The organism is Sporosarcina ureilytica (assembly GCF_001753205.1).
Taxonomy (GTDB): domain Bacteria; phylum Bacillota; class Bacilli; order Bacillales_A; family Planococcaceae; genus Sporosarcina; species Sporosarcina ureilytica.
Genome location: NZ_CP017560.1, coordinates 909,017 through 929,835, shown reverse-complemented (window position 1 = coordinate 929,835; position 20,819 = coordinate 909,017). Strand labels below are relative to the sequence as shown.

Here is a 20,819-nt window from a genome sequence, read left to right as displayed (position 1 = left end):
TCCTTTTATTAAAGTTTTTCTACGGGTGCGACTGTGAGCTTCCCGTATTCCACACCTATTAAACTCGTTAATTTATTACTCAATTTGCGCACATCACTTGCTTTCCCTTGAACAACAATTAGTTCTATACAACTGTCATGGTTAAGATGAAAATGAGTTGTTGCCATGATTAAATCATGCATCTCATGTTGAACAGTCGTCATTTCTTCAAGTAAATTTCTTTGATGATGGTTATAAAACAATAATATTGTTCCCGCAATTAGTTGGTCATCCTCTTCCGAAGATTGCTCGAAAATCGCTTCACGCACAAGATCTCTGACAGCCTCCGAACGATTCGAATAGCCTTTCTGCGTGACAAGCTGATCGAATTTTCGAAGCAAACTTCCTTCCATTGACACACCGAACCTTTTTAATGTTGAATCTTCCATAGTGAACTCGCCTCCCAGTAGCACGATCGTTAACATTCGTAACACCGATAACCAAAAAAATTTCACGAATACCCTTAATTATAGGTTTTACAAGATAAAAAATCAATGAATTCGATGCACTTATAATTGATGATAAACTACCATTTTCAATGGCATACGTCATGGCCATTGGATGCTGTTCCCTCGACTAGTTAATACCTTTTCCAAAGTGAATTCACAGCAAGTGACACGATTACAAGCATTCGTAGCACCGAAAACCCAAAAAATATAACTTCAAATATGATTATAGTTTTAGCGAGATAAAGAATCAAGAATTTCGATGTTGATTTTACTAATACTACGTAACCATTTTCATTCGCGTACGTCATGGTGATAGGATGCTATATAAAACGCTTATGAATAGTTACTACGTGTGCATTTCACCCTTATGGTATGTGAGCATTTTTACATTCATGTCACGTTATTAATTTTGTGAAAAGTATAATCTGAATCCGATTGAAATGAAATAAAAAGGGAAAGTATATATAGAGAGAGGTAATTGTGACTAGAAACGAGGGTGTGCCATGAATAAACAAAACCTAAAAAACATTCGAATGACTTATTATTTCACAAGTATATTTATAACTGTTGGTACCATTGTAGTTTTATATCTATTATTTCAAAAAACAACAAAGCTCAGCCCTTTTATATTATTCCTTTCGCTAGCTGGCGGCGGATTACCACTAGGTATCATCGGCGTCTTTGTCGATTATAAAATATCGGAATTTAAAGGTAAAACAAGAAATGTAAAACAGTTAAAAGAGGATTTGTAATTTGATATTACGATCGTCATCATGGAGGGAAATAGCTTTAGGGAAAATGTGGGATTACCTTCACAACTTTGGTTGTAAAGCTAACTTTTGTTTTACAACCTATCCAAGAACTTCGCTACACTCTTTTACTTCCAATTGCGGAAGATGTATTAACCATCACTAATCTTTGTTGTCTATATATTCGCTTATCTCATCTATCTTTTTATCCATTTCGTCTAATTTATCTGTCGTATGCTTAATAAAATTGGCGACTCTTGAGATTAAATAAATGATAAAGATAAAAAATATGATATTTATACCAGCATCAAAAGCATCCATACCTTCCCCCCTCTTTTTCTTTTTCAATAGACTTCTATGCAACGATGTGGCCGATTCAAGCACAGTGCTTTTTCGACTACTGCGCCAGAATCGGTCAAGCAATGGGTTATCTATGTGTTAGTCATCAAGAAAAACATAGCTATTAAAACAATCATTACTACCAAAAAACCTGAAACAAGACGTTCCAAAATCTCCTCTTAGTAACAATAGATCTTCCAGAAATGTCCTTGTTAGTTTATTTACCAATCATCCCATTTCTTACTCAATATCCCCAACTCTTTAAGTAAACTCGACAATAGCCTGTCATCTTCGCTGTCCAAAGCTTCCTCGGTACATGGCGAGTGTGGCGGATAATTTAAACTTTCTGCTTCCTTTAAAGTTGACTCTGCTAGGAAGTTTGTTGCATTTGATTCCTCAAAACAAATAGGTGCAATATAAGTTTGATAAGTATGGTCTACAATAACTCTAGTATCTGCCGATGGGTAAGTTTCTCTAGGCATCAACATACCAATCATTACAATAACGGCGATCATTAGTAAAGCCCATAACCACTTTTTAGAAGACTTCATGTAAATTACTCCTTTAACCTAACAGTATGCTAGCAGCAAAAATCCAGTTGCTGATTCATGTTCTTTAAATCTATTGTACTAGAAAATATATATATTAAAAATATTTCGATAGCACTCAAAACTAAAAACACCTTCACAGTTAAAACTCCGGAAACAATCTTCCAATTGACCACCCCGCAACCTGCAAATGAAAGTACTGCCAGTAAGCTTTACATAATTTTTTTTAGAAACGAACCGTTCTTTTTATTAATCTTTCTTAAAGATTTTTGAACCTCTCATGACTAAAGTCACGAGATTCTCGGGAAGAGAGCATACTTGATGGATAGCTGTGACGCTATCACCAGCGGTTTCTCTTATTTACCAAGCTATCCCCGTAGTTCCTACGGTTAGTAAGTTTTAATTCTACACTCGTATCAGCGTTTTAAGCCCTTCGTACAAGATATTTCGACTTGCATTGATATCACGGTCATGTTCAGTCTTGCATGTAGGACAAGTCCATCGTCGAATATTCAGCAATTTCTTGCCATCTTGCACGCCACACTCCGAACAAATTTGGCTGGATGGAAACCATCTATCTACTTTAATAATTTTTCGGCCATACCAGTCCGCTTTATATTCTAATTTAGTGACAAAACTGGACCAAGAAACGTCAGAAATACTTTTGGCCAGTTTTTTATTGCGTAGCATACCTTTTGTGTTTAAGTCTTCAATACAGATCACATCGTGGTTTTTGATGATTTCTGTACTCAACTTATTTAGAAAATCGGTGCGCTGATTCATTACTTTTTCATGTAGTTTTGCCACTTTACGCTTTTGTTTTTGATAGTTCTTTGCTTCCAAAAGCTTGATTCCATTTTGTTTGGCAACAACCGCCCTTCTAGACAGCTTGCGTTGTTCACGCTTCAATTTCTCTTCCATTTTAGACGAGAACTGACTATTATCTATTTTTCGCCCGTCGGAAAGGATGGCAAAGTCGGTAATGCCTAAATCAATGCCAATCGCTGTATTCGTTTTTGGGAGTTCGTTAATTTCCTCTTCACACAAAATGGAAACAAAATATTTACCACTGGCGTATTTGCGAATCGTTGCATTGAGAATACGGCCTTTCGGTTCCCGGCTTTTTGTGAACTTAACAAGTCCTAGTTTGGGAAGCTGAATCTTTTTTCCTTTTAACTCAATATTGTTGTTTACATTTTTTGTTGTGTAGCTTTGGACGGGATTCATTTTACCTTTGAATTGAGGTTTGTTATTTTGCTTTTTGAAAAATCGAGAAAAAGCATCGGCAAGATTTTTGAGTGAGGATTGAAGCGCGATGCTATCGACTTCTTTTAGCCAACAAGTATCTTTGTTTGCTTTCAATTTAGGAAGCATGGCGGAACACGCATAATAAGATAACCCCTTGCCTGTTTCGGTGTAGGATCTGTTCCATAGATCCAGAAAATGATTGAACACAAATCGTGCACAGCCAATTGTTTTTGCGATTAAGATTTCCTGTTCTTTATTCGGGTGGAGACGAAACTGATAAGCTTTATGTCGAAGCATTCACACTCACCTCCTAAACCTTTTTCTGATTTTGTATATACTTTCGTATTTGTTCTTCGGTAATTTCAGACATAGAAAACACCTCAACATTTGATTTACATATGTATTGCTGAATACCCTTTAGTAGTAGACTTTAAACACTTATACAAATTAATACATGTCGGTTGATTAACATAGCTAAAGCTATGTCTCAACCGAAGCCGATTCATCCCACGACTAAAGTCACGGGTGTTCTCGGCTTATTCATAAAAAAAGAGTGTGTTAGAAGGTCATTTTACAGACCTTCCACGACACTCCTATCTTTCTACCTAAGTTTTGTCCCAGCTTACTATTTTGCTTTATGCAATTCTAGTGTATTGGCAGAATAACGCGTAGGCACATGATTTTATTGCCTTTTAAAATACCATTGACTATCAGGCCGATCACGTGGCGTCATATTGATGATAAAATATCCGATAATTAGTATCAAAATGACAAAGGAATAGATTAATGTGTGGATGGGATGATCGTGATCAACAATGACCAATCTGACCATTGCAGTGATTCCAATATAAATAAAATAACGAAGCGGAAAATGATATTCTTCTTTAAAATACTTAACAATCATCGCGATAAATTCGAAATATAAAAAGAAAATCAATATATTCGCTAAGTATGTTTTATAGTCAGTATGATCACCAGAAAGCAATAGATCACCAAAGACAAATAGTTCTTTAATTAATACAACTGACAAAATAATTGCAAGAATAACAAGCATTATATTCAAGAACATTTGTAAAGCTTTAGGAAAAACTTGTAAAGCATACGTATATTTTTTCTTGATCATATGAACGCCCCCTCTTGGATGATGTTTTATTATAAGCGGTTACGAAATTGTTTGTCAATTGAATTATCTAGGTGCCCGTCCCCCAAAACAAACACGACAAACACAGCAAACGCGAATTTCACGACATTCGTGTTTCATTTAATTAACATGAAAGTTTGAGTGACTGGCACCCCATTGGCACCCCATTGAACCCCATTGAAAAAAGAAGCATCAGTGATAAAAATCACTGACGCTCCATCAAGCTTTTGTTATTCTCCTAAGTAAGCAGATAGCATCCAAATATGTAGGTCAAGTTTTACTAATAACCCAACAGTGAGATCATTAATTCCATCGTCCCCGTGCTGTTCTGATAGTTCTGCTAATCCCTTTAACTCATCTTTCAGATGCTTATAATCTTTTACGAGGCTTGCAACCATTTCATTGGCAGTTGTTTCTCCATTAGTCTCTTCTAAAGTCGCAACGGCCAAGTATTCCTTCATCGTTGCAACAGGTGTTCCACCAGACGCAAGCAGTCTTTCTGCTACTTCGTCCACAACACTAGCTGCTTCATTATATAGTTCCTCAAATTTTTCATGAAGGGTGAAAAACTGTGGTCCTTTTACAAACCAATGATAACGGTGAAGTTTCGTGTAAAGGACACTCCAGTTTGCAATTTGACCATTTAATGCTGAATGTAATTTTTCCATCTAATAAAACCTCCTCAAGTTCTTACCTTAATTATAATATACATTATATAATAATTAGTATCAACTAATAATTATTATAATATAAACTTTTATATCTTTGTTTATTGTGTGCGTGACTGCGGTCGACCCGGCAGCGCTAGTAGGTACTTAATACGATTTTGCCGCTGCGCTTCGTTGTTCTACACGTCTAACGATATAAATGCTCGTTTCGTAAAGCAGCATCATCGGAATCAGCACAATCAGTTGGCTAATGAAATCGGGTGGTGTGATGAGCGCTGATACAACTGCAAGCACCAAGTAGGACCATCTGCGAACTTTTTTCATTGAATCAGCTGTCAACAATCCAATCGCGGCGAGAAACATCGCAACGATTGGCAGTTCAAAAATCAATCCAAGGGGGACGGTTGTCATTAAAAGAAAGCTCACATACTCCTGGGCGGAAATCATCACATCAAAATTAACAGCACCTAAAGCTGTTAAGAAATTATAACTAATTGGATTAACGACAAAATATCCAAATGACACCCCACAAATGAACAGAAACAACATGATTGGCGAGTACAAGCTTATAAATCGACTTTCTATTTCATTCAACCCAGGACCTACGAATTGCCACAGAAAATGGCATACAAACGGCAATGCAAGTCCAATCGCAAGTGCCGTCGAAATGGACATATAAAACTTAACAACTTCTAATGGACCCAACACAATTAACTGATGTCCACGTGTTACATAAGGAAACCAAATATTAATCGTCGCGAAAATAAGAACGAAAAAGAGGATAAATACAACTAGACTTTTAATAAGCTGTTTCCTTAATTCTCCGAGATGAGCGACTAACGGTAATGATGGGTTTTCATCAGTTTTAGAATCCAGTTCCTCTACTAGGTCGTCATCTATTCCATGTCGCTCTGTTTCTACTTCTATTTCTGCTTTTGCTTTGTCTAACGCACTAACATTTTTACAGTTGGGTTCTCCTGTTGGACACATACAATCACCTACTTATTATTGACCCTTTTCCTTCGTTGCTTTTGGTGTTTCTTCATCATCACTGATAACATCCTTGGCTGATTTCTTAAACTCTGAAAGCGTCTTTCCAACGGCCGATCCAATCTCCGGCAATTTCTTTGGACCAAATAAAATCAATACGATTACAAGAATAATAATTAAACCCGGTACACCGATGCCTGCTAAATTCATAATGAGTGCCTCCTAATTGTTATAATTTAAAATTCATTCCTATTGCATAAACAAAAACTCTTTTTTCTTTCGACAAGCGTGACACATATGTTCATCTTCATCTAATGTTTTAAAATTCTCCTCACAACTAACACATGCGTTTTCCCGAATCCAATAATTCACTTGCGTAACAGGTGAAATTTTACTTGTAATTGATATTGCTTGTTCCGGACAAATATCTTCACAAAGTGAACAATTTGAACATTGTTCAGGCGCAACAGTAAAATGTGTGTCAGTCAGATGAATGCATGCTTTGGGGCATAAAATTTCACACGCTTTACATAACGTACATGCACTTGTATTTAAAGAAAAGTCAATAAACTGATGGTCAGGATAGTACTTAATTAAATTGAGACTTTCTTGATTGAAACGCCATTTCGCAGGGGCCATTTCTTTTGCAATGTTTTTCACATCTTTTTTCCAAAACGAAAACAACTCTTTTCGCGTCATCGTTTGTTCAGTTTCTTCCACCGCTTTATCAAATTGAATCGTAAAAGCAGCTTCCCCAAGTTCACATAACGATTCATTCGCACTTTTTATCATTTCTTGCCATTCAGCTGAAGCATCCTCGTCTTTAAAAACAATGGTAGTTACTTGTTTTTGATAATAAACGAGTAATTCTTTCAAGGAGATAACGTCCTTATTGGATACGATTAACCGGTTATTCTCAACCGTCCGTTTGGGAAGAAACCCTTCAACGGCTTGTACCGGACAAGCGACGATACAATGACTGCATTGCGTACATTTCACCGTATCAATGAATGGTTTTCCGTCCTTAAAAAAGATCGCTTGTTCAGGACAATGGTCGATACATTCCCGACAACTAGAACGGGGGCTTTGAACATGCGTACAAGTTGGTAAAATTTGATAGTCATAATCCAAACTTTCCAACCAATGTTGTAATAAACTCATTTCATTTCCCCCTTCTTTCCTAGTTTATTGATTAACCCGGCATGACATAAAACACATAGCGACTTAACCCTTGCGCGATGATAAATATTGCCAATGAAGCAAATGTTAAACTGACAAATGTCTTTCTCGACTTAGAAACTGCCAAATAACCGAATAAAAACATACCGATAATAGAAGCAATCCAACCAAAAGCAATCATTCCTTTATAGTTTGCTAAAATCGTTGTGGCTGATACCGCACTAATCATTGTTACCTCATGGCCGGCTGTAAAGAACATGGCGGAACCTACTACTTGAATCGCAAACCCGAATATCGCAACAGCAAATGCACTTCTTATAAGATCTTTCGCATTTATGCCACCTGTCCCATTTGAAAGTTTAGGCGCTACTAAAGAAACAGCCAATACTGCCCCTAAAATTAATGTGGTTCCAAAAAAGGACGTATACGTATTAATCGAATTCCAACCGCTCACTAAAGTAGTTGCATAAAGTGCCCCCATGGCGTACACATCTACTAAGCCTACAATCGCGGTCACAAGCATAAGCCAAGGCGTCACTTTTTTCTGCACAATCGTTAAACCAGCCGTTAAACAAGTTAACCCAATAAATGCACCCGTTAATACGATTTCTCTACTCATCCATGAAGAGCCGATATTTCGTATCGTATTGAACGCATTTATCGGTGCGCCTAAATGAGTGAACGATGCAACTAACCCTAATAACGAAAGGACGGAAATAACGATTAAAGGCATTCTAAATAAATGATAGGCCTCGTCTTCTGTTAGCTTGGAACTTATTAGGTTGAATAGATACAACACAACCATACCGCCAATCGATGCTTGTACAGCTAATGTAAATATGAATAATGCCCATTCATCCATTGATATCCTCCTCTTTATTTTATTTTCATCACGAGGTTTGGTTGTGTGATGGACGCACTTGGCATTCCTTTAATCTCACTCACCGTACCGTACTTTTTTCTTAATTCTGTGATAGGTCCAAACTCAATTGCTCTCAGCGGACATGATGTTACACAGACCGGCTCTTCACCCGCATCGCGTAAGTCGAAGCACGTATCACACTTTGTCATCTTCCCTAACTGTTCATTAAATTGCGGAGCCTCATAAGGACAATTCCACTCACAATATCTGCAGCCAACACACTTGTCATGATCAATTAAAACTGCACCATCTTCGGCCCGCTTAAAAATCGCCGTCGTCGGACAATTTGGGATACACGTAGGCACATCACAATGATTACATGAAAGAGATACATGGCTCAGTGATGGATTGGGGAACACTCCTTCTTCAAAAGAATAAACTCTGCGGAAATTCCTACCTACTTCTAAATTATTTTTATCTTTACAAGCGACGACGCATGTTTTACAACCTATACATTTTGTTACGTCTATAAAAAAACCTATTTGAGTCATGTATGACACCTATCCTTCCGGAAATACAATTAGCTGTTCCCAATCTTTATCCTCAGTTAATGGCTTGCCCGTATACTTTTTTACATCACAGATGACTGTATTCCAACCTGATGTTCCTAAACCTGTAGAGATTGGCGCTTGTAATATATTATCTGCACCAGCTTTATCAATTTTTTCATCTTTATCAAATCTCGGCCATGCACCATGTGGTAAAGCAAGTACACCTGGCGTCATTGTTTGTGTGACTCTTGCTGGTCGTAGTGTTTTTCCGTGATCATTATAAATAATCACCGTATCGCCATCCTTTATGCCGCGTTCTTTCGCATCTGTCGCATTCATAAATAATGGGCTTGGCATCATTTCACGCAACCAAGGAATATTATCAAAAACAGTATGTGATCGCCTTAAATAATGCGGGTTATACAATTGAAACGGATATTTTCCTTTATCTTTGTTTTTCCAATCTCCAAATGTATCCTCATACCCTAATTCTTTAGGGATATACTTTGGAATTGGCGGAATATCCGACCAACCTTTTTTCGACTCCTCGTGAATTGTTTCACAATAAATTTCAAACTTACCGCTTGGTGTATCTACCGGATTATTCTCTGGATCATTGACAAAGTCTTCATACGCAATATGCCCGAAATTATCTCCTGGTCTGCGTGCAACTTGGTAGACGCCTCTTTCAATTAATTCCGCTATAGGAACTCTTCCCTTTTGCGGTTTACCTTCCACGCCCCACGCTTTAATATCTTCCGCTGTAATTCCTACTAACGGCTCAAAATCTACGCCATTTTCCATAATGACATTCGTTGTCGCTAGTTCATTAAAGAATGCTTGCTTTTCACTAAAGGGATATAAAGTATTCGGATTTTTTCCAAGCCTTTTCATCAGTTCTTTCGCGATCCAAATATCACTTTTCGCTTCATATAACGGGTCAACGATATTACTGTGGACGATAATCATTTCTCGGTTACCACCTAAAAGTCCGCCTTCTCTTTCCCACATGGATGTTACAGGTAACACAATATCCGAGTACTGTGCATTCGTCGTTAAGTTATAAGCATTCGTTACGACGAATTCAACTTCACGGTGCGCCTTAATCCCTTGGTTTATGGAAGTACGCGTTTGTAATGTTGCATTGTACTGATGATAAATAAACTGGAGATTGGCTTTGCGTTCCCCTTCACCTTTTTGATGAAATTTACCATCCAATATCGCCGAAAATACTTCATTATGGTTAATTAAATTCGTTACCGCGTTTTCTTTTGGCGCCGGATATCCTTTACTTCCTTGTTCAATTAACCAAGGACCGCCATTTCCTGCTGCTCGGTGGACACTTACCCCAGTCATTCTTCCAGGACGTCCCATATGACCTGTCATAAATCCAAGCGTAGAAAAAGCTTGGACCCAGCCTTCCCCATCATTAATCCTTGCAGCTGCCCAACCAGTTAATAGAGCAACACGTTTTGTTCCGCCTATTTGACGAGCAAGTTGACGAATCAAGTTAGGTGATAATCCACAAATTTCGGATGCCCATTCAGCTGTTTTCGGTTCATGATCATACGTGCCAAGTAAATAATCTTTAAAGTTATCTTTAGGGTCCGCACCTTCTGGCATATGATTTTCATCAAAACCAACCGTACAACTGTTTAAAAATTCCCAGTCAATAAGCGGGTTTGTTTTTGGATCATCTTCATCGAGTAACGTATGCATAATTGCGAGTGCCAACGCATGGTCTGTTCCCGGTCTAATCGGGAACCATTCGGCATCAAACACTTCAGCCGAGTCTGTATACATGGGGTCAATGGAAATAAATTTTGCGCCTGCTTTTTTAGCTTGTAAATAGTTATATGTAGGACTTCCAGGACTACTCCATGCCGGATTTAATCCCCATAGGACAATCAATTGTGAATTCCGTAAGTCTAAACGGTCGTTCATGCCTACTTCATAATATCCCTCAGCAACGCCCATCATTGTTGAAGCCCACATCCATGCTCCCCAAGATGTTGTTCCATAATCTTTCGTACATCCGCCATTTTCAAATAACACTTTGTCCATTTCGCCATCGCCTGTTGCCCAGATCGCTTCATTTCCATAGTTAACTTTCACTCGTTTGATTTCACTAGAGACGATATCAAGTGCTTCATCCCAAGAAATTCTCACCCACTGATCTTTTCCGCGAAGTTCTTTTTTCCCTCCGCCAGGTTTCCAGTTTTTTCGTTTCATTGGATATTTGAGGCGATCTGCACCAAAAACTTGTTGACGCTGCGAACGGCCTCTTAAGCAACCTCTTTGTTGTGGGAAATCAGGGCTATCTAAATGCGTATCATCTGTCTTCTGACGAATGACAACCCCGTCTTTTACTAACACTTTATTCACACAACGACCGCCGCAGTTATGCCAACATGCTGCTGATTTCCATGTTCCTTCTTCGTCATCATTTGCCTCTCCCACTGCTTGTCCCTGTACTTTCTTCGTTAAACCACGACTGAAGGGAATGCTTGCAGAGGCAGTAACAGCTGCCGACCAACCAAGAAAAGCTCTTCTGGTCATTTTTATACTTTCAATTTTCTCTTTAAGATTAAACATATTAGGAGGCCCCCTTCTTCCCATCTGTTGTGATGATTACATTTAAGTTGGCGATTTCACGAAGGATTGCTCGATCAAGTGTCACATAAGCATTTAATAATTTCGCCATTCCTTTAAAAAACTGCGTATCTGCATTGGCAATCACCTTTTCGGAAAATGCCGGTACGAAAGCTAGTAAATGATTTTCTAGAAATTTCTCCTGTTGGTCGATCAAATAATACAAATAAGTGACCGTATGAGGTTCTCCTTTTTCAATCACATCGATGCATAACTCGTTCAAATGAAACATGAAATCAAGTTCAAACCCAACGTGGTCTTCGGCTTCTAAGTTCTGGTCACGAATGACAAAACCAAACTCCTCATACTTCCTTTGTACCGCTACAGTATTTTCTTGAAATAACAAACGATCCTTTCGTACATAAACCGATTCCCAAGGAGGGGCTTTCAGTTCTAATGGTCCGATAAACATTTTCGTGTAATCCCAGTGTAAATTTTCAAAGTCGTCATCATCATGAATGACATCATGTTCTTTTAAATAGCTTTTAATATCGTCAATCGCTTCTTGCATACCTTTGGAGTCCTCTACAAATGGAAAAATATTGATGAGATTGTTTTCTACAAAATACGTCAGGTACTTTTTCGAAGGCTCTTCAACGAAAAATCTTGCTAAAATATCATAAATAAATTGTCGAGCACTAAGAATATAATTTAGTTCTTCATGGGTAATAGACTGTTTCATGAATTTCTCCCTTCAAAACGCCTAGTGTTACATGTTCATTGATAAAATCGTTTCTTACATAATAACTTAAAATTATTTTACTTAATTTTTCATCAAGATACCGCAGTTTGTGAATTAGTTCACATTCATTTCGATTTTTCTTGTCCATTTTGTGACTAATTCAAGGGGATACCGAGAAAACATTCAACTTCTCAATAATTTTATTGTATTCAATTTAAGTGAAAGATTAATGAATTAATGAAAATTAGGAAATCGATAGTGATATTCATTCTCAATTAGAGTGTATTTTTCTCAATTAGCTTGACAAAAAATAGTAACTACACTACTCTTAATTATAATAAATTTAATTTATGGAGCGACATTAGATTTAGCAGAAGGTATTGTTACTAATCATGTTCGGTTGATAAATATCTAAATCATATCTTTAGAAAGGACTTTGTGAAATGTTGAACTATTTAATGAAGACCCGACCCGGGCAATTTTTACTGATTGGTATTTTATTTACGATTTTAGGATTTATTTTTATACTGGTTAACGATGGTTATAGTCACTTTGCATTCTACATCGCTATTTTCTTTTTAGGCTTTTTTGCGGCAAAAAATGCAGTAGGTGAAACCATTCAATCCAAATCCCCCAATGTTGACTTACTTATGATTCTTTCGGCTTTGGGCGCCATGTTAATCCACTATGAATCCGAAGCTGCCATGTTATTACTCATCTTCGCGGGTGCAGAGGCGTTAGAAGACTATGCTTCTGACAAATCAACAAGTGCAATTTCAGAGTTAATGTCACACGTTCCCTCAACTGCTCAAGTATTAAAATCAAATGGTGAAGTGGTAGAAGTTCCAACTGAGGAATTAAATGTTGAAGACATTGTAATCGTGTCAAAAGGAGCCCAAATTCCAATTGACGGCTATACCGACCGAAAAACAATGATTAATGAAGCGGCACTGACAGGAGAATCCCTTCCGGTAGAAAAAGAAAAAGGCAATGAAGTCTTTGCTGGAACAATTAACGAAGGCAATGTCTTTTATCTTCAAGTAAATAAATTAAGTAACGAAACGGTTTTTTCAAATATCATTCGAATGGTTGAGGAAGCGCAAAATAGACCGTCAAAAATCTCCAATTTTATCGATCGTTTTGAGAGCCGATATGTGATTGGCGTACTTATTGTCGTACCGATATTTATTCTAATCTTATTTTATTTCAATGACTTTACCTTCCAAGAGGCTTTTTACCGAGGAATGGTATTACTAACCGTTGCGAGTCCATGCGCATTAGTGGCATCAGCAACACCAGCGACACTGAGTGCAATCAGTAATGGTGCAAAAAATGGCGTATTATTTAAAGGCGGAGCCGCTATGGAAGCACTGAGTACAATGGATATATTATATAGTGATAAAACAGGAACCATTACACTCGGTGAGTTTAAAGTCGTTAGTTATGAAGCAAATGAAGACGTATTAAAAGAAGTCGTCTATATGGAACAACAATCTAGTCATCCGATTGCTGATGCGATTGTATCCACGTTTAATGATGTAAACCTCGACAGTGTCGATCAAACTGAAGAAATTGAAGAAGTTGCAGGATCTGGAATGAAAAAAGGGGCTATCTATGTTGGTAAACCTTCAGCGTTTGACGATTATGAGGATGCCAATCATTACAGAAACAAATTGGCGGCAGGATACACAACTGTATTTATTGGAATGGATCGACAAATCGTTGGTTATTTCTCTCTATCTGATCAAGTTCGGCCAGAATCAGCACAAGCGATTTCAGGCTTTCAAGATGAGGGGATACAGGTTGTTTTATTAACCGGAGATAACGAAATGACTGCGAAAAAAGTTGCGGAAGAAGTGAACATTGATACCTATGCGGCTTCATGTTCACCAGAAGATAAAATTAAATATGTTTTAGATAGCCAGAAACAACATAAAGTTGTTGGTATGATTGGTGACGGAATCAACGACGCTCCGGCACTAGCGAATGCTAATATCGGGATTGCTATGGGAAGCGGTTCCTCTGTTGCGATGGAATCATCGGATGTTGTCATTGTAAAAAATAATTTATCCAAACTATTTTATAGTTTTAAACTTAGTAAAAAACTAAATCGAATTATTTTGCAAAATGTCGTATTTGCAGTTGCTGTCATTATTACCTTGATTGTCTTAAATATTTTAGGCTATTTGGATTTACCGATGGGTGTTGTATTCCATGAAGGGTCAACAATTTTAGTCATTTTAAACGGACTTCGTTTATTACGGCAAAGAGAATAAGATAAGTAACAAAATTCGATAATGCCCTAAATGTAGGACTACCCTTTTGCCACCAAGGTTACAGGTGGTCTTCTTTTGTCCAAAATAACTTTCTAAAATAGATGCAAGCCTACCTCACGTGTCATTAGATCCCCCATAATTTCATAAGCTAGTAAACAAGCACAAGGTCGATAACTTGTCCAAGTTTTGCGAAGAAGGGGGGGCTGACAAATGCTCATGCACTGGGGCTTCTGGACTGGATGGCTCGGTATTACTTTGGCGGTATTTGCATTCTTTTTTGATCCTGCCTTGGGTGGGGTTGCAATCATGTTAGGTTTAATTACTTTTGTATTCCCGAAAAAAATGCTTGCATCGTTTTCAATTGGGCTTGGCGTTATAGCGCTCTTGTTGCAACATATATAATAGCTGTTTTCGTATGCTAAGGCGTATTGTCTTTTATCTTTGACAATACACCTTTTTTTGTATGGATGTCTATGCGAATTTCAATAGGTTATTCAAGAACTTTTATAAATGCAAAAAAGGAATCCCGCTAATTTTTTACAGACAGGATTCCTACTTTTATTTTATGTAATGGCTAGCGTTTCGCTGATTCCGATTTCCTCCATATTCTAAAGAGATTCGTGCCGAGCTCATTTAAAACGATGGCCACCAGTATAATCAATGTCCCTACCCACTGTAGCGGAGTTACGATTTCTGACAGAATTACACTTGCCAATATAATCGTAATCGGTAATTCAATCGATGTTAAAATGTTTGCGAGTCCTCCTGAAATTAATGGAGCACCTACTGCGAAAAATAGTGGGGGAAGAACAGCACCAAATAAAGAAACGCCGATGGAAACGATGATCAAATTCCATTCCAAAGGCAACACTGTCGGGATATCACGTATAAACACAACAAACACTAGGATGGTTGATCCTGTCACCATAAATGCACCGCGTGTCAACGCATCCACATTGACAGCAACCTTTCCGCTGAAAAAGATAAATCCTGCATACGTGAATGCAGAAAGGATACCGAGTACAAAACCTTTTATAGGTAGCCCTTGAATATCACCGTTAATAATGTTCGAAGCGAAAAATACGCCTATTAATATGAGTATAATTGATAGAATTGTGATCGGTGCGGGCGCGATTTTGCTGAATATCCATTCCAATATGATACCTATCCAAATGAATTGAAACATTAAAATAATTGCCAATGAGGCGGGTAAATATTGCATTGAAGCATAATAAAATATAGTCGTTAAACCGATAAAGCAGCCGGTCATCATAATTTGAAAAATAGTTTTTAACGTGATTCCTCTGAAGCTAGACCTTTTTAGTAGCGAAATAGACCATAATAATATAAAAGAAAACGTCATTTGAACGATGTTAATTTGTCCAAGTGTATAGCCATATCTGAATCCAAGTTTTGCAAATACAGGTGTGAAGCCGAAACATGCCGCACCTATTAATACAAACAGTATGCCTTTATTCCATTTCATGATGTTACCCCCTTGAAGCTAAAGACGAACTGTACTATTGTATCATGAACTAAAAGTAACCTAAAGTGGCTGTTCTTTTTGAAGTGAGCCTGTATGACAATTCATATATCTATATAAACATAAAAAAGTAATCCCACCACATATTTATATGGCGGGATTACAAGCAATATGGTGGATAAATGATTTCCTATGCAACACAAAGTTGTTTCATTTTTTAAAGACCGATTGAACAGTCCCTCTTTATTTACTCTACAAACTGTACGTTTTCCAAATGATAAATTCCACCCGAATCGATTCTAAAGCCAGTTATCTTATTACTAACACCTGTTAAGTACTCTCTATAATCTAAAAAGAGCATAGGTGCGTCCGCGATAATTTCCTCTTGCGCTTGTTTATACAAGTCCAATCGTTCTTTTTCGTCCGTTGCTTCTCGACCCTTGTCCAGCAAATCATCAACAACAGATGAACCATACCACATCGCATTTGGCGGAATCCCCTCAGTTGATGAATGGAATAAAGAATACAAACCATTATCTGCATCCGCTAATGGATTCGTCCATCCCATCATGTACATATCATGTTCGCCAGATTTAAGTTTTTCAATATACGTTCCAAACTCCATTTGTTCAATCGTCAATTCAACATTTATTTCTTTTAATGCATTTTGAAGAATGATTGCTGTATCGACACGTTGTGGGTTGTCATTTGTCCAAAGCGCTGCATTAAATCCATCTTCGTAGCCCGCTTCTTTCATCAACTTTTTAGCTTCTTCAATATTTTGGTCAATGCCTTTTATTTCTTCTGAATACCCGAATACTTTAGGTGCAAGTGGTCCTTCGGCTGCAATGCCGAATCCATCGTAAACACCGTCAATAATTTCCTGTTTATTGATGATCATCGACACAGCTTTTCGCACGTTAACATCATCAAATGGCGCTTTACTCATATTAAACCCGATAAACGAAAGCCCTGTCGAAGGCGTTTGTACCACAGTTGCAAAGTCGCTATCGTTTAACTGAGGAACTTCGTTTGGTTGCACAGGATCTACAATATGAACGAACCCACGCTCCAAGTCCGCATTACGCGTGCCGCTTTCCGGGACAATTTTGAAAGTTACCGTATCGACAAGTGCCCCTTCTCCCCAATAATCATCATTTTTCACAAGTTTTACTTCCTCACCAGGTGTCCAACTTTCAAATTTAAAATGTCCTGTTCCGACTGGATTTTCCGAAATAGCTGTACCGGGTTTTTGACCATTCTTTATTGCCTCGTAATCCGCCTCAATTGCTTTTGGGCTAATCATTGCGCCCCCACTATGGGATAGGTGGGCTAAAAGCGGTGAAAATGGATATTCTGTCTTAATTCGAACCGTATATTCATCAACAACTTCGACTTCTGAAATCATTGCATAGTAATCATATTTTGATGAAGCAACTTCTGGATCAAGAAGGCGTTCTATATTTATTTTTACAGCTTCCGCATTAAACGCTTCCCCGTCATGAAACTCTACATCTTCTTGCAAGATAAACTCATATGTCAAATCGTCTATCACTTTCCATTCCTTAGCCAAACCTGGAATTATCTTATTCTCACTGTCACGCTTTACAAGCCCTTCAAAAATTGGTTGTTGAATGTTATGCGATGGCACATCATTCGAGCCCGCCGGATCTAGCGTACTTGCGTCAGAATGAACAGCGAGTACAAGGTCCTTTTCTGTTCCGTTTTGCGCCTCACCTTGCTGATTGCTCTCCGCTTCATTTCCACCGCCCGCGCAGGCTGCTAGTATCATAGTGAATGACAATAATAAAATACTTAACCACTTCTTACTATTCTTCATGATGTTGAATCCTCCTAGGTGTTTTTTTATATAAATTATGCTTTAGCATAATTATATCTACAGTAAAGCTTTGAATATCAGGTTCTAACGCTTTCCAAAATAAAAAGAACCCTCAAACAAGAAGAGGGTCCCATTCATAAAGACTATCTCCTCATCTGCCAGGTATTTATGAAAATACCTATTGGAATTAGCACCATACCTCACAAGGCTGGTTGCTGAGACTTCTAAGGGCCATTCCCTCCGTCTCTCTTGATAAGAATTGAATGTATATAATTGTTTAAAAACTTAGTGTTCTCACTATATCATGTTATAAGAATCGAAACAAGTAGAAAAATGTAGAATATAGTTAAAATTTGTCTATATCACTATTTTACTGTAAATAAAATCTTAATTTTACCGCATTAGTTTAGAATTTAGATTTCTCCCGGACATCTTTATCATCATACTGGAGGCGCTGACTTTCTTCCTCTGAAAAACATGAACGTCATTGCACTTAAAATAATGATGTAGCCTATTATACTGTACAAATCCGGTCCTTCTCCAAAAAATGTAAAACTTATGACCGTCGTAAAAATGACTGTTGAATACGTGAATATCGATATGTCACGCGCCGGGGCATATTTGTACGCCAACGTAATCCCAAATTGACCAACAGTTGCAAATAAACCCGCCAGCAGCAAATACATTAACTGTTTACCAGTCATCGGCTCGTATAACCAAATTAAAAATGGCAACAAGACAACTGTTGAAAAGAATGAAAAATAAAAGACAACCGTATAAAACTTTTCACGATTGCCCAACACCCTTAATAACGTATAGGCAGCCGCTGCAAATAGTGCCGATAAAATCCCAACAAAATAGGGTACAAAGTCAACAGAAAATGAAGGCTTGACGATAAATAGCATCCCGATAAACGCCATGACAATCGTCCCCATTTGGAATGGCAGTACTCTTTCCTTTAAAAATATAGCTGAGAAAAGAATGACCAAAAACGGGCTCATTTTATTTAACATATCCGCATCCGATAGAACGAGATGGTCGATTGCGTAGAATAGAAATATAATACCAATTGTTCCGAAGATCGAACGGCCTAATAAGACAAGCTGGTTTTCTCGTTTCCCAAATAAACTTTCTTTATTATAAATCACAAGTACAAACGCAATCACTGCTGAGATCAAATTTCGAAAAAACGTTTTTTGGACAGCTGGAAGGTCCCCAGATAATTTTACAAATAACGTCATAATCGCAAATCCGATAGATGAAATAAGCATTAATAAAATACCTTTTACAATATTGTTCAAAAAAGTACACTCCTAAACCGTTCATTTACTACTGATTTCACGCACATTTCTCCAGTATTCACCACATTGGAATAGAGTTCAAGTAGGAGGACTTTTTAAAGGATTACAGCATGGCTTGAAGTGTTAATGGATTTGTTTGATAAGTAGCCCCTGTTGCAGCTATTTAAGAATCCTTTTAGACAAAAAAAGCCACAATTACCGAATCATCTTCAGTAATCGTGGCGATTAGCTCTCAATCAAAAGAGCATATTATATTTTTCAGGATTTCCAGGATTGCATTGAAACTTCTTTACCTTCTTTACGTTCTTGCGCATATTCAGCTGTAGCTGTGAACAGTACGTCAGAAGATGAATTCAATCCAGTTTCAAAAGAGTCTTGAATCACACCGATGATAAAACCGACGCCAACAACTTGCATGGCAATATCATTTGGAACGCCAAATAAACTACATGCGAGTGGAATAAGTAAAAGTGATCCGCCTGCAACACCTGACGCGCCCGCTGCAGAGATAGCCGCTACAACAGAAAGCATAAGTGCAGTCATAAAGTCAACTTGAATCCCAAGCGTATGAACTGTTGCAAGAGTGAGTACAGCAATTGTAACTGCTGCACCAGCCATATTAATTGTCGCGCCTAATGGGATTGAGACCGCATACGTATCCTCATCCAAACCAAGCTTTTCAGCTAGTTTCATGTTTACAGGAATATTCGCAGCTGAACTACGAGTAAAGAATGCGGTGATCCCACTTTCTCTCAAAACCATAAAAACAAGCGGGTATGGATTTTTGCGCGTATAGAAATATACAATTAACGGATTCACGACAAGTGCGATAAACAACATGCATCCAACTAAAATTAATATTAATCTACCGTAAACAAGTAAAGCAGAAAGTCCCGTCGTTACAATCGAATTAAAAACAAGGCCCATAATACCAAATGGCGCCAAATTAATAACCCATTGTACTACTTTAGTAATCGCATCCGAAAAACTACCTAACATATCTTTCGTATTTTGTTTTGCATGTTTTAATGCAAGCCCCAAAACAATTGCCCACGTTAATATACCAAGATAGTTGGCATTAATTAATGCATCAACTGGATTCGCAACTAAATTAAATAGTAATGTTTCAAGAACCTCAACGATACCTTCTGGTGGAGAAAGGTCTTCTACTCCTGTCGTTAGTGTTAGTGTAACCGGGAACATAAAGCTAGCAACTACAGCAACACACCCAGCTAGTAATGTACCGATTGCATAAAGACCAAGTATCGATTTCATGTTCGTTTTCGTACCACTCTTATGTGTAGCTATCGCATACATCACTAAGAATAGTACTAATACCGGTGCAACTGCTTTTAATGCGCTAACAAATAAAGAACCTAGAATCGAGACTGCACTTGCCGCATTAGGAACAGTTAAAGCTAAGATTATTCCGACAATAATACCAATAACAATTCTTTTCACTAGGCTCACTTGATTCCATTTAAAGACCAAACTTTTCATTTGTCTACCCTCCGAAACTTCCTGTTTTATAACACACTCACAATCTATCACCTGTACCAGAGTAGACTGAGGTTTTATTTTAACACAACCTTCTTAGAATTGTGAAGCGCCTTTTTTAAATTAACAAATTTCAGAATTTACAGGAATAGTCTTGTTGAAACAAGTGTCGTTTGATTGTTGGGATTGACTAAACACAGTTGAAGAATTACTTTTCTAAATACGTCCATACTTCGTTGAAATCCAATGAAATCGCATGATATGAAAAAACATCATAAACCTTGATATTACAAGGTTTATGACGTTCAATAAAACTCTATGATAT

At 37.7% G+C, this 20,819-nt stretch carries 20 protein-coding genes and 1 riboswitch; of the genes, 3 read left to right on the top strand and 17 right to left on the bottom strand.

Annotation, left to right across the window (positions count from 1 at the left end; translation table 11 throughout):
* Positions 1-8: 8 nt before the first annotated feature.
* On the bottom strand, positions 9-428 hold the full coding sequence (gene nikR / locus BI350_RS04705; RefSeq protein ID WP_075527061.1) for a nickel-responsive transcriptional regulator NikR: 420 nt from the start codon (positions 426-428) through the stop codon (positions 9-11).
* Positions 429-991: 563 nt separating this feature from the next.
* Here nikR and BI350_RS04700 point away from each other — a divergent pair.
* On the top strand, positions 992-1,240 hold the full coding sequence (locus tag BI350_RS04700; RefSeq protein ID WP_075527060.1) for a hypothetical protein: 249 nt from the start codon (positions 992-994) through the stop codon (positions 1,238-1,240).
* 159 nt (positions 1,241-1,399) lie between these two features.
* Here the strand turns inward: BI350_RS04700 and BI350_RS17050 are convergent, their stop codons facing one another.
* The 12 genes from BI350_RS17050 to BI350_RS04645 all read right to left on the bottom strand — a co-directional run bounded on the left by BI350_RS17050 (position 1,400) and on the right by BI350_RS04645 (position 12,097).
* The gene (locus tag BI350_RS17050) at positions 1,400-1,558 is read right to left on the bottom strand and encodes a hypothetical protein (protein ID WP_168157250.1); all 159 of its coding nucleotides are present in this window, start codon (positions 1,556-1,558) and stop codon (positions 1,400-1,402) included.
* A 239-nt stretch (positions 1,559-1,797) separates the two neighbouring features.
* On the bottom strand, positions 1,798-2,127 hold the full coding sequence (locus BI350_RS04695; RefSeq protein WP_075527059.1) for a hypothetical protein: 330 nt from the start codon (positions 2,125-2,127) through the stop codon (positions 1,798-1,800).
* Positions 2,128-2,529: 402 nt separating this feature from the next.
* Positions 2,530-3,669 (bottom strand): IS200/IS605 family element RNA-guided endonuclease TnpB, encoded by a 1,140-nt coding sequence (gene tnpB / locus BI350_RS04690; protein ID WP_075527058.1) that lies wholly within the window; start codon positions 3,667-3,669, stop codon positions 2,530-2,532.
* Positions 3,670-4,054: 385 nt separating this feature from the next.
* Positions 4,055-4,495 (bottom strand): phosphate-starvation-inducible protein PsiE, encoded by a 441-nt coding sequence (gene psiE / locus BI350_RS04685; RefSeq protein WP_075527057.1) that lies wholly within the window; start codon positions 4,493-4,495, stop codon positions 4,055-4,057.
* A gap of 248 nt (positions 4,496-4,743) precedes the next feature.
* Positions 4,744-5,181, bottom strand: a complete 438-nt coding sequence (locus BI350_RS04680) for a Dps family protein (protein WP_075527056.1) — start codon at positions 5,179-5,181, stop codon at positions 4,744-4,746.
* 147 nt (positions 5,182-5,328) lie between these two features.
* The gene (gene tatC, locus BI350_RS04675; RefSeq protein WP_075527055.1) at positions 5,329-6,171 is read right to left on the bottom strand and encodes a twin-arginine translocase subunit TatC; all 843 of its coding nucleotides are present in this window, start codon (positions 6,169-6,171) and stop codon (positions 5,329-5,331) included.
* A gap of 15 nt (positions 6,172-6,186) precedes the next feature.
* On the bottom strand, positions 6,187-6,381 hold the full coding sequence (gene tatA / locus BI350_RS04670) for a twin-arginine translocase TatA/TatE family subunit (RefSeq protein ID WP_075527054.1): 195 nt from the start codon (positions 6,379-6,381) through the stop codon (positions 6,187-6,189).
* Positions 6,382-6,420: 39 nt separating this feature from the next.
* Positions 6,421-7,332, bottom strand: a complete 912-nt coding sequence (locus BI350_RS04665; RefSeq protein ID WP_075527053.1) for a 4Fe-4S dicluster domain-containing protein — start codon at positions 7,330-7,332, stop codon at positions 6,421-6,423.
* A gap of 31 nt (positions 7,333-7,363) precedes the next feature.
* Complete coding sequence (locus BI350_RS04660) at positions 7,364-8,212, bottom strand: dimethyl sulfoxide reductase anchor subunit family protein (protein ID WP_075527052.1); 849 nt, start codon at positions 8,210-8,212, stop codon at positions 7,364-7,366.
* Between the two features lie 14 nt (positions 8,213-8,226).
* Entirely contained in the window at positions 8,227-8,763 is a 537-nt protein-coding gene (locus tag BI350_RS04655; RefSeq protein WP_075527051.1) for a DMSO/selenate family reductase complex B subunit, read from the bottom strand.
* Positions 8,764-8,772: 9 nt separating this feature from the next.
* Complete coding sequence (locus BI350_RS04650; protein ID WP_075527050.1) at positions 8,773-11,358, bottom strand: molybdopterin-dependent oxidoreductase; 2,586 nt, start codon at positions 11,356-11,358, stop codon at positions 8,773-8,775.
* A 1-nt stretch (position 11,359) separates the two neighbouring features.
* Positions 11,360-12,097, bottom strand: coding sequence for a TorD/DmsD family molecular chaperone (locus tag BI350_RS04645; RefSeq protein WP_075527049.1), 738 nt, complete (start codon positions 12,095-12,097; stop codon positions 11,360-11,362).
* A 443-nt stretch (positions 12,098-12,540) separates the two neighbouring features.
* Here BI350_RS04645 and BI350_RS04640 point away from each other — a divergent pair, with 443 nt between their 5' ends.
* The gene (locus tag BI350_RS04640; RefSeq protein ID WP_075527048.1) at positions 12,541-14,373 is read left to right on the top strand and encodes a heavy metal translocating P-type ATPase; all 1,833 of its coding nucleotides are present in this window, start codon (positions 12,541-12,543) and stop codon (positions 14,371-14,373) included.
* Between the two features lie 210 nt (positions 14,374-14,583).
* Positions 14,584-14,775, top strand: coding sequence for a hypothetical protein (locus BI350_RS04635; RefSeq protein ID WP_075527047.1), 192 nt, complete (start codon positions 14,584-14,586; stop codon positions 14,773-14,775).
* Positions 14,776-14,947: 172 nt separating this feature from the next.
* Here BI350_RS04635 and BI350_RS04630 read toward each other — a convergent pair whose 3' ends face one another.
* The 4 genes from BI350_RS04630 to sstT form a co-directional block, all read right to left on the bottom strand.
* On the bottom strand, positions 14,948-15,859 hold the full coding sequence (locus BI350_RS04630) for an EamA family transporter (RefSeq protein WP_075527046.1): 912 nt from the start codon (positions 15,857-15,859) through the stop codon (positions 14,948-14,950).
* 244 nt (positions 15,860-16,103) lie between these two features.
* Complete coding sequence (locus BI350_RS04625) at positions 16,104-17,696, bottom strand: glutathione ABC transporter substrate-binding protein (protein ID WP_075527045.1); 1,593 nt, start codon at positions 17,694-17,696, stop codon at positions 16,104-16,106.
* 148 nt (positions 17,697-17,844) lie between these two features.
* A riboswitch (SAM riboswitch) is annotated at positions 17,845-17,955 on the bottom strand.
* A gap of 181 nt (positions 17,956-18,136) precedes the next feature.
* Positions 18,137-18,997, bottom strand: coding sequence for a DMT family transporter (locus BI350_RS04620; protein WP_075527044.1), 861 nt, complete (start codon positions 18,995-18,997; stop codon positions 18,137-18,139).
* A 258-nt stretch (positions 18,998-19,255) separates the two neighbouring features.
* Positions 19,256-20,497 (bottom strand): serine/threonine transporter SstT, encoded by a 1,242-nt coding sequence (sstT, locus tag BI350_RS04615; protein ID WP_075527043.1) that lies wholly within the window; start codon positions 20,495-20,497, stop codon positions 19,256-19,258.
* Between the last annotated feature and the right edge of the window lie 322 nt (positions 20,498-20,819).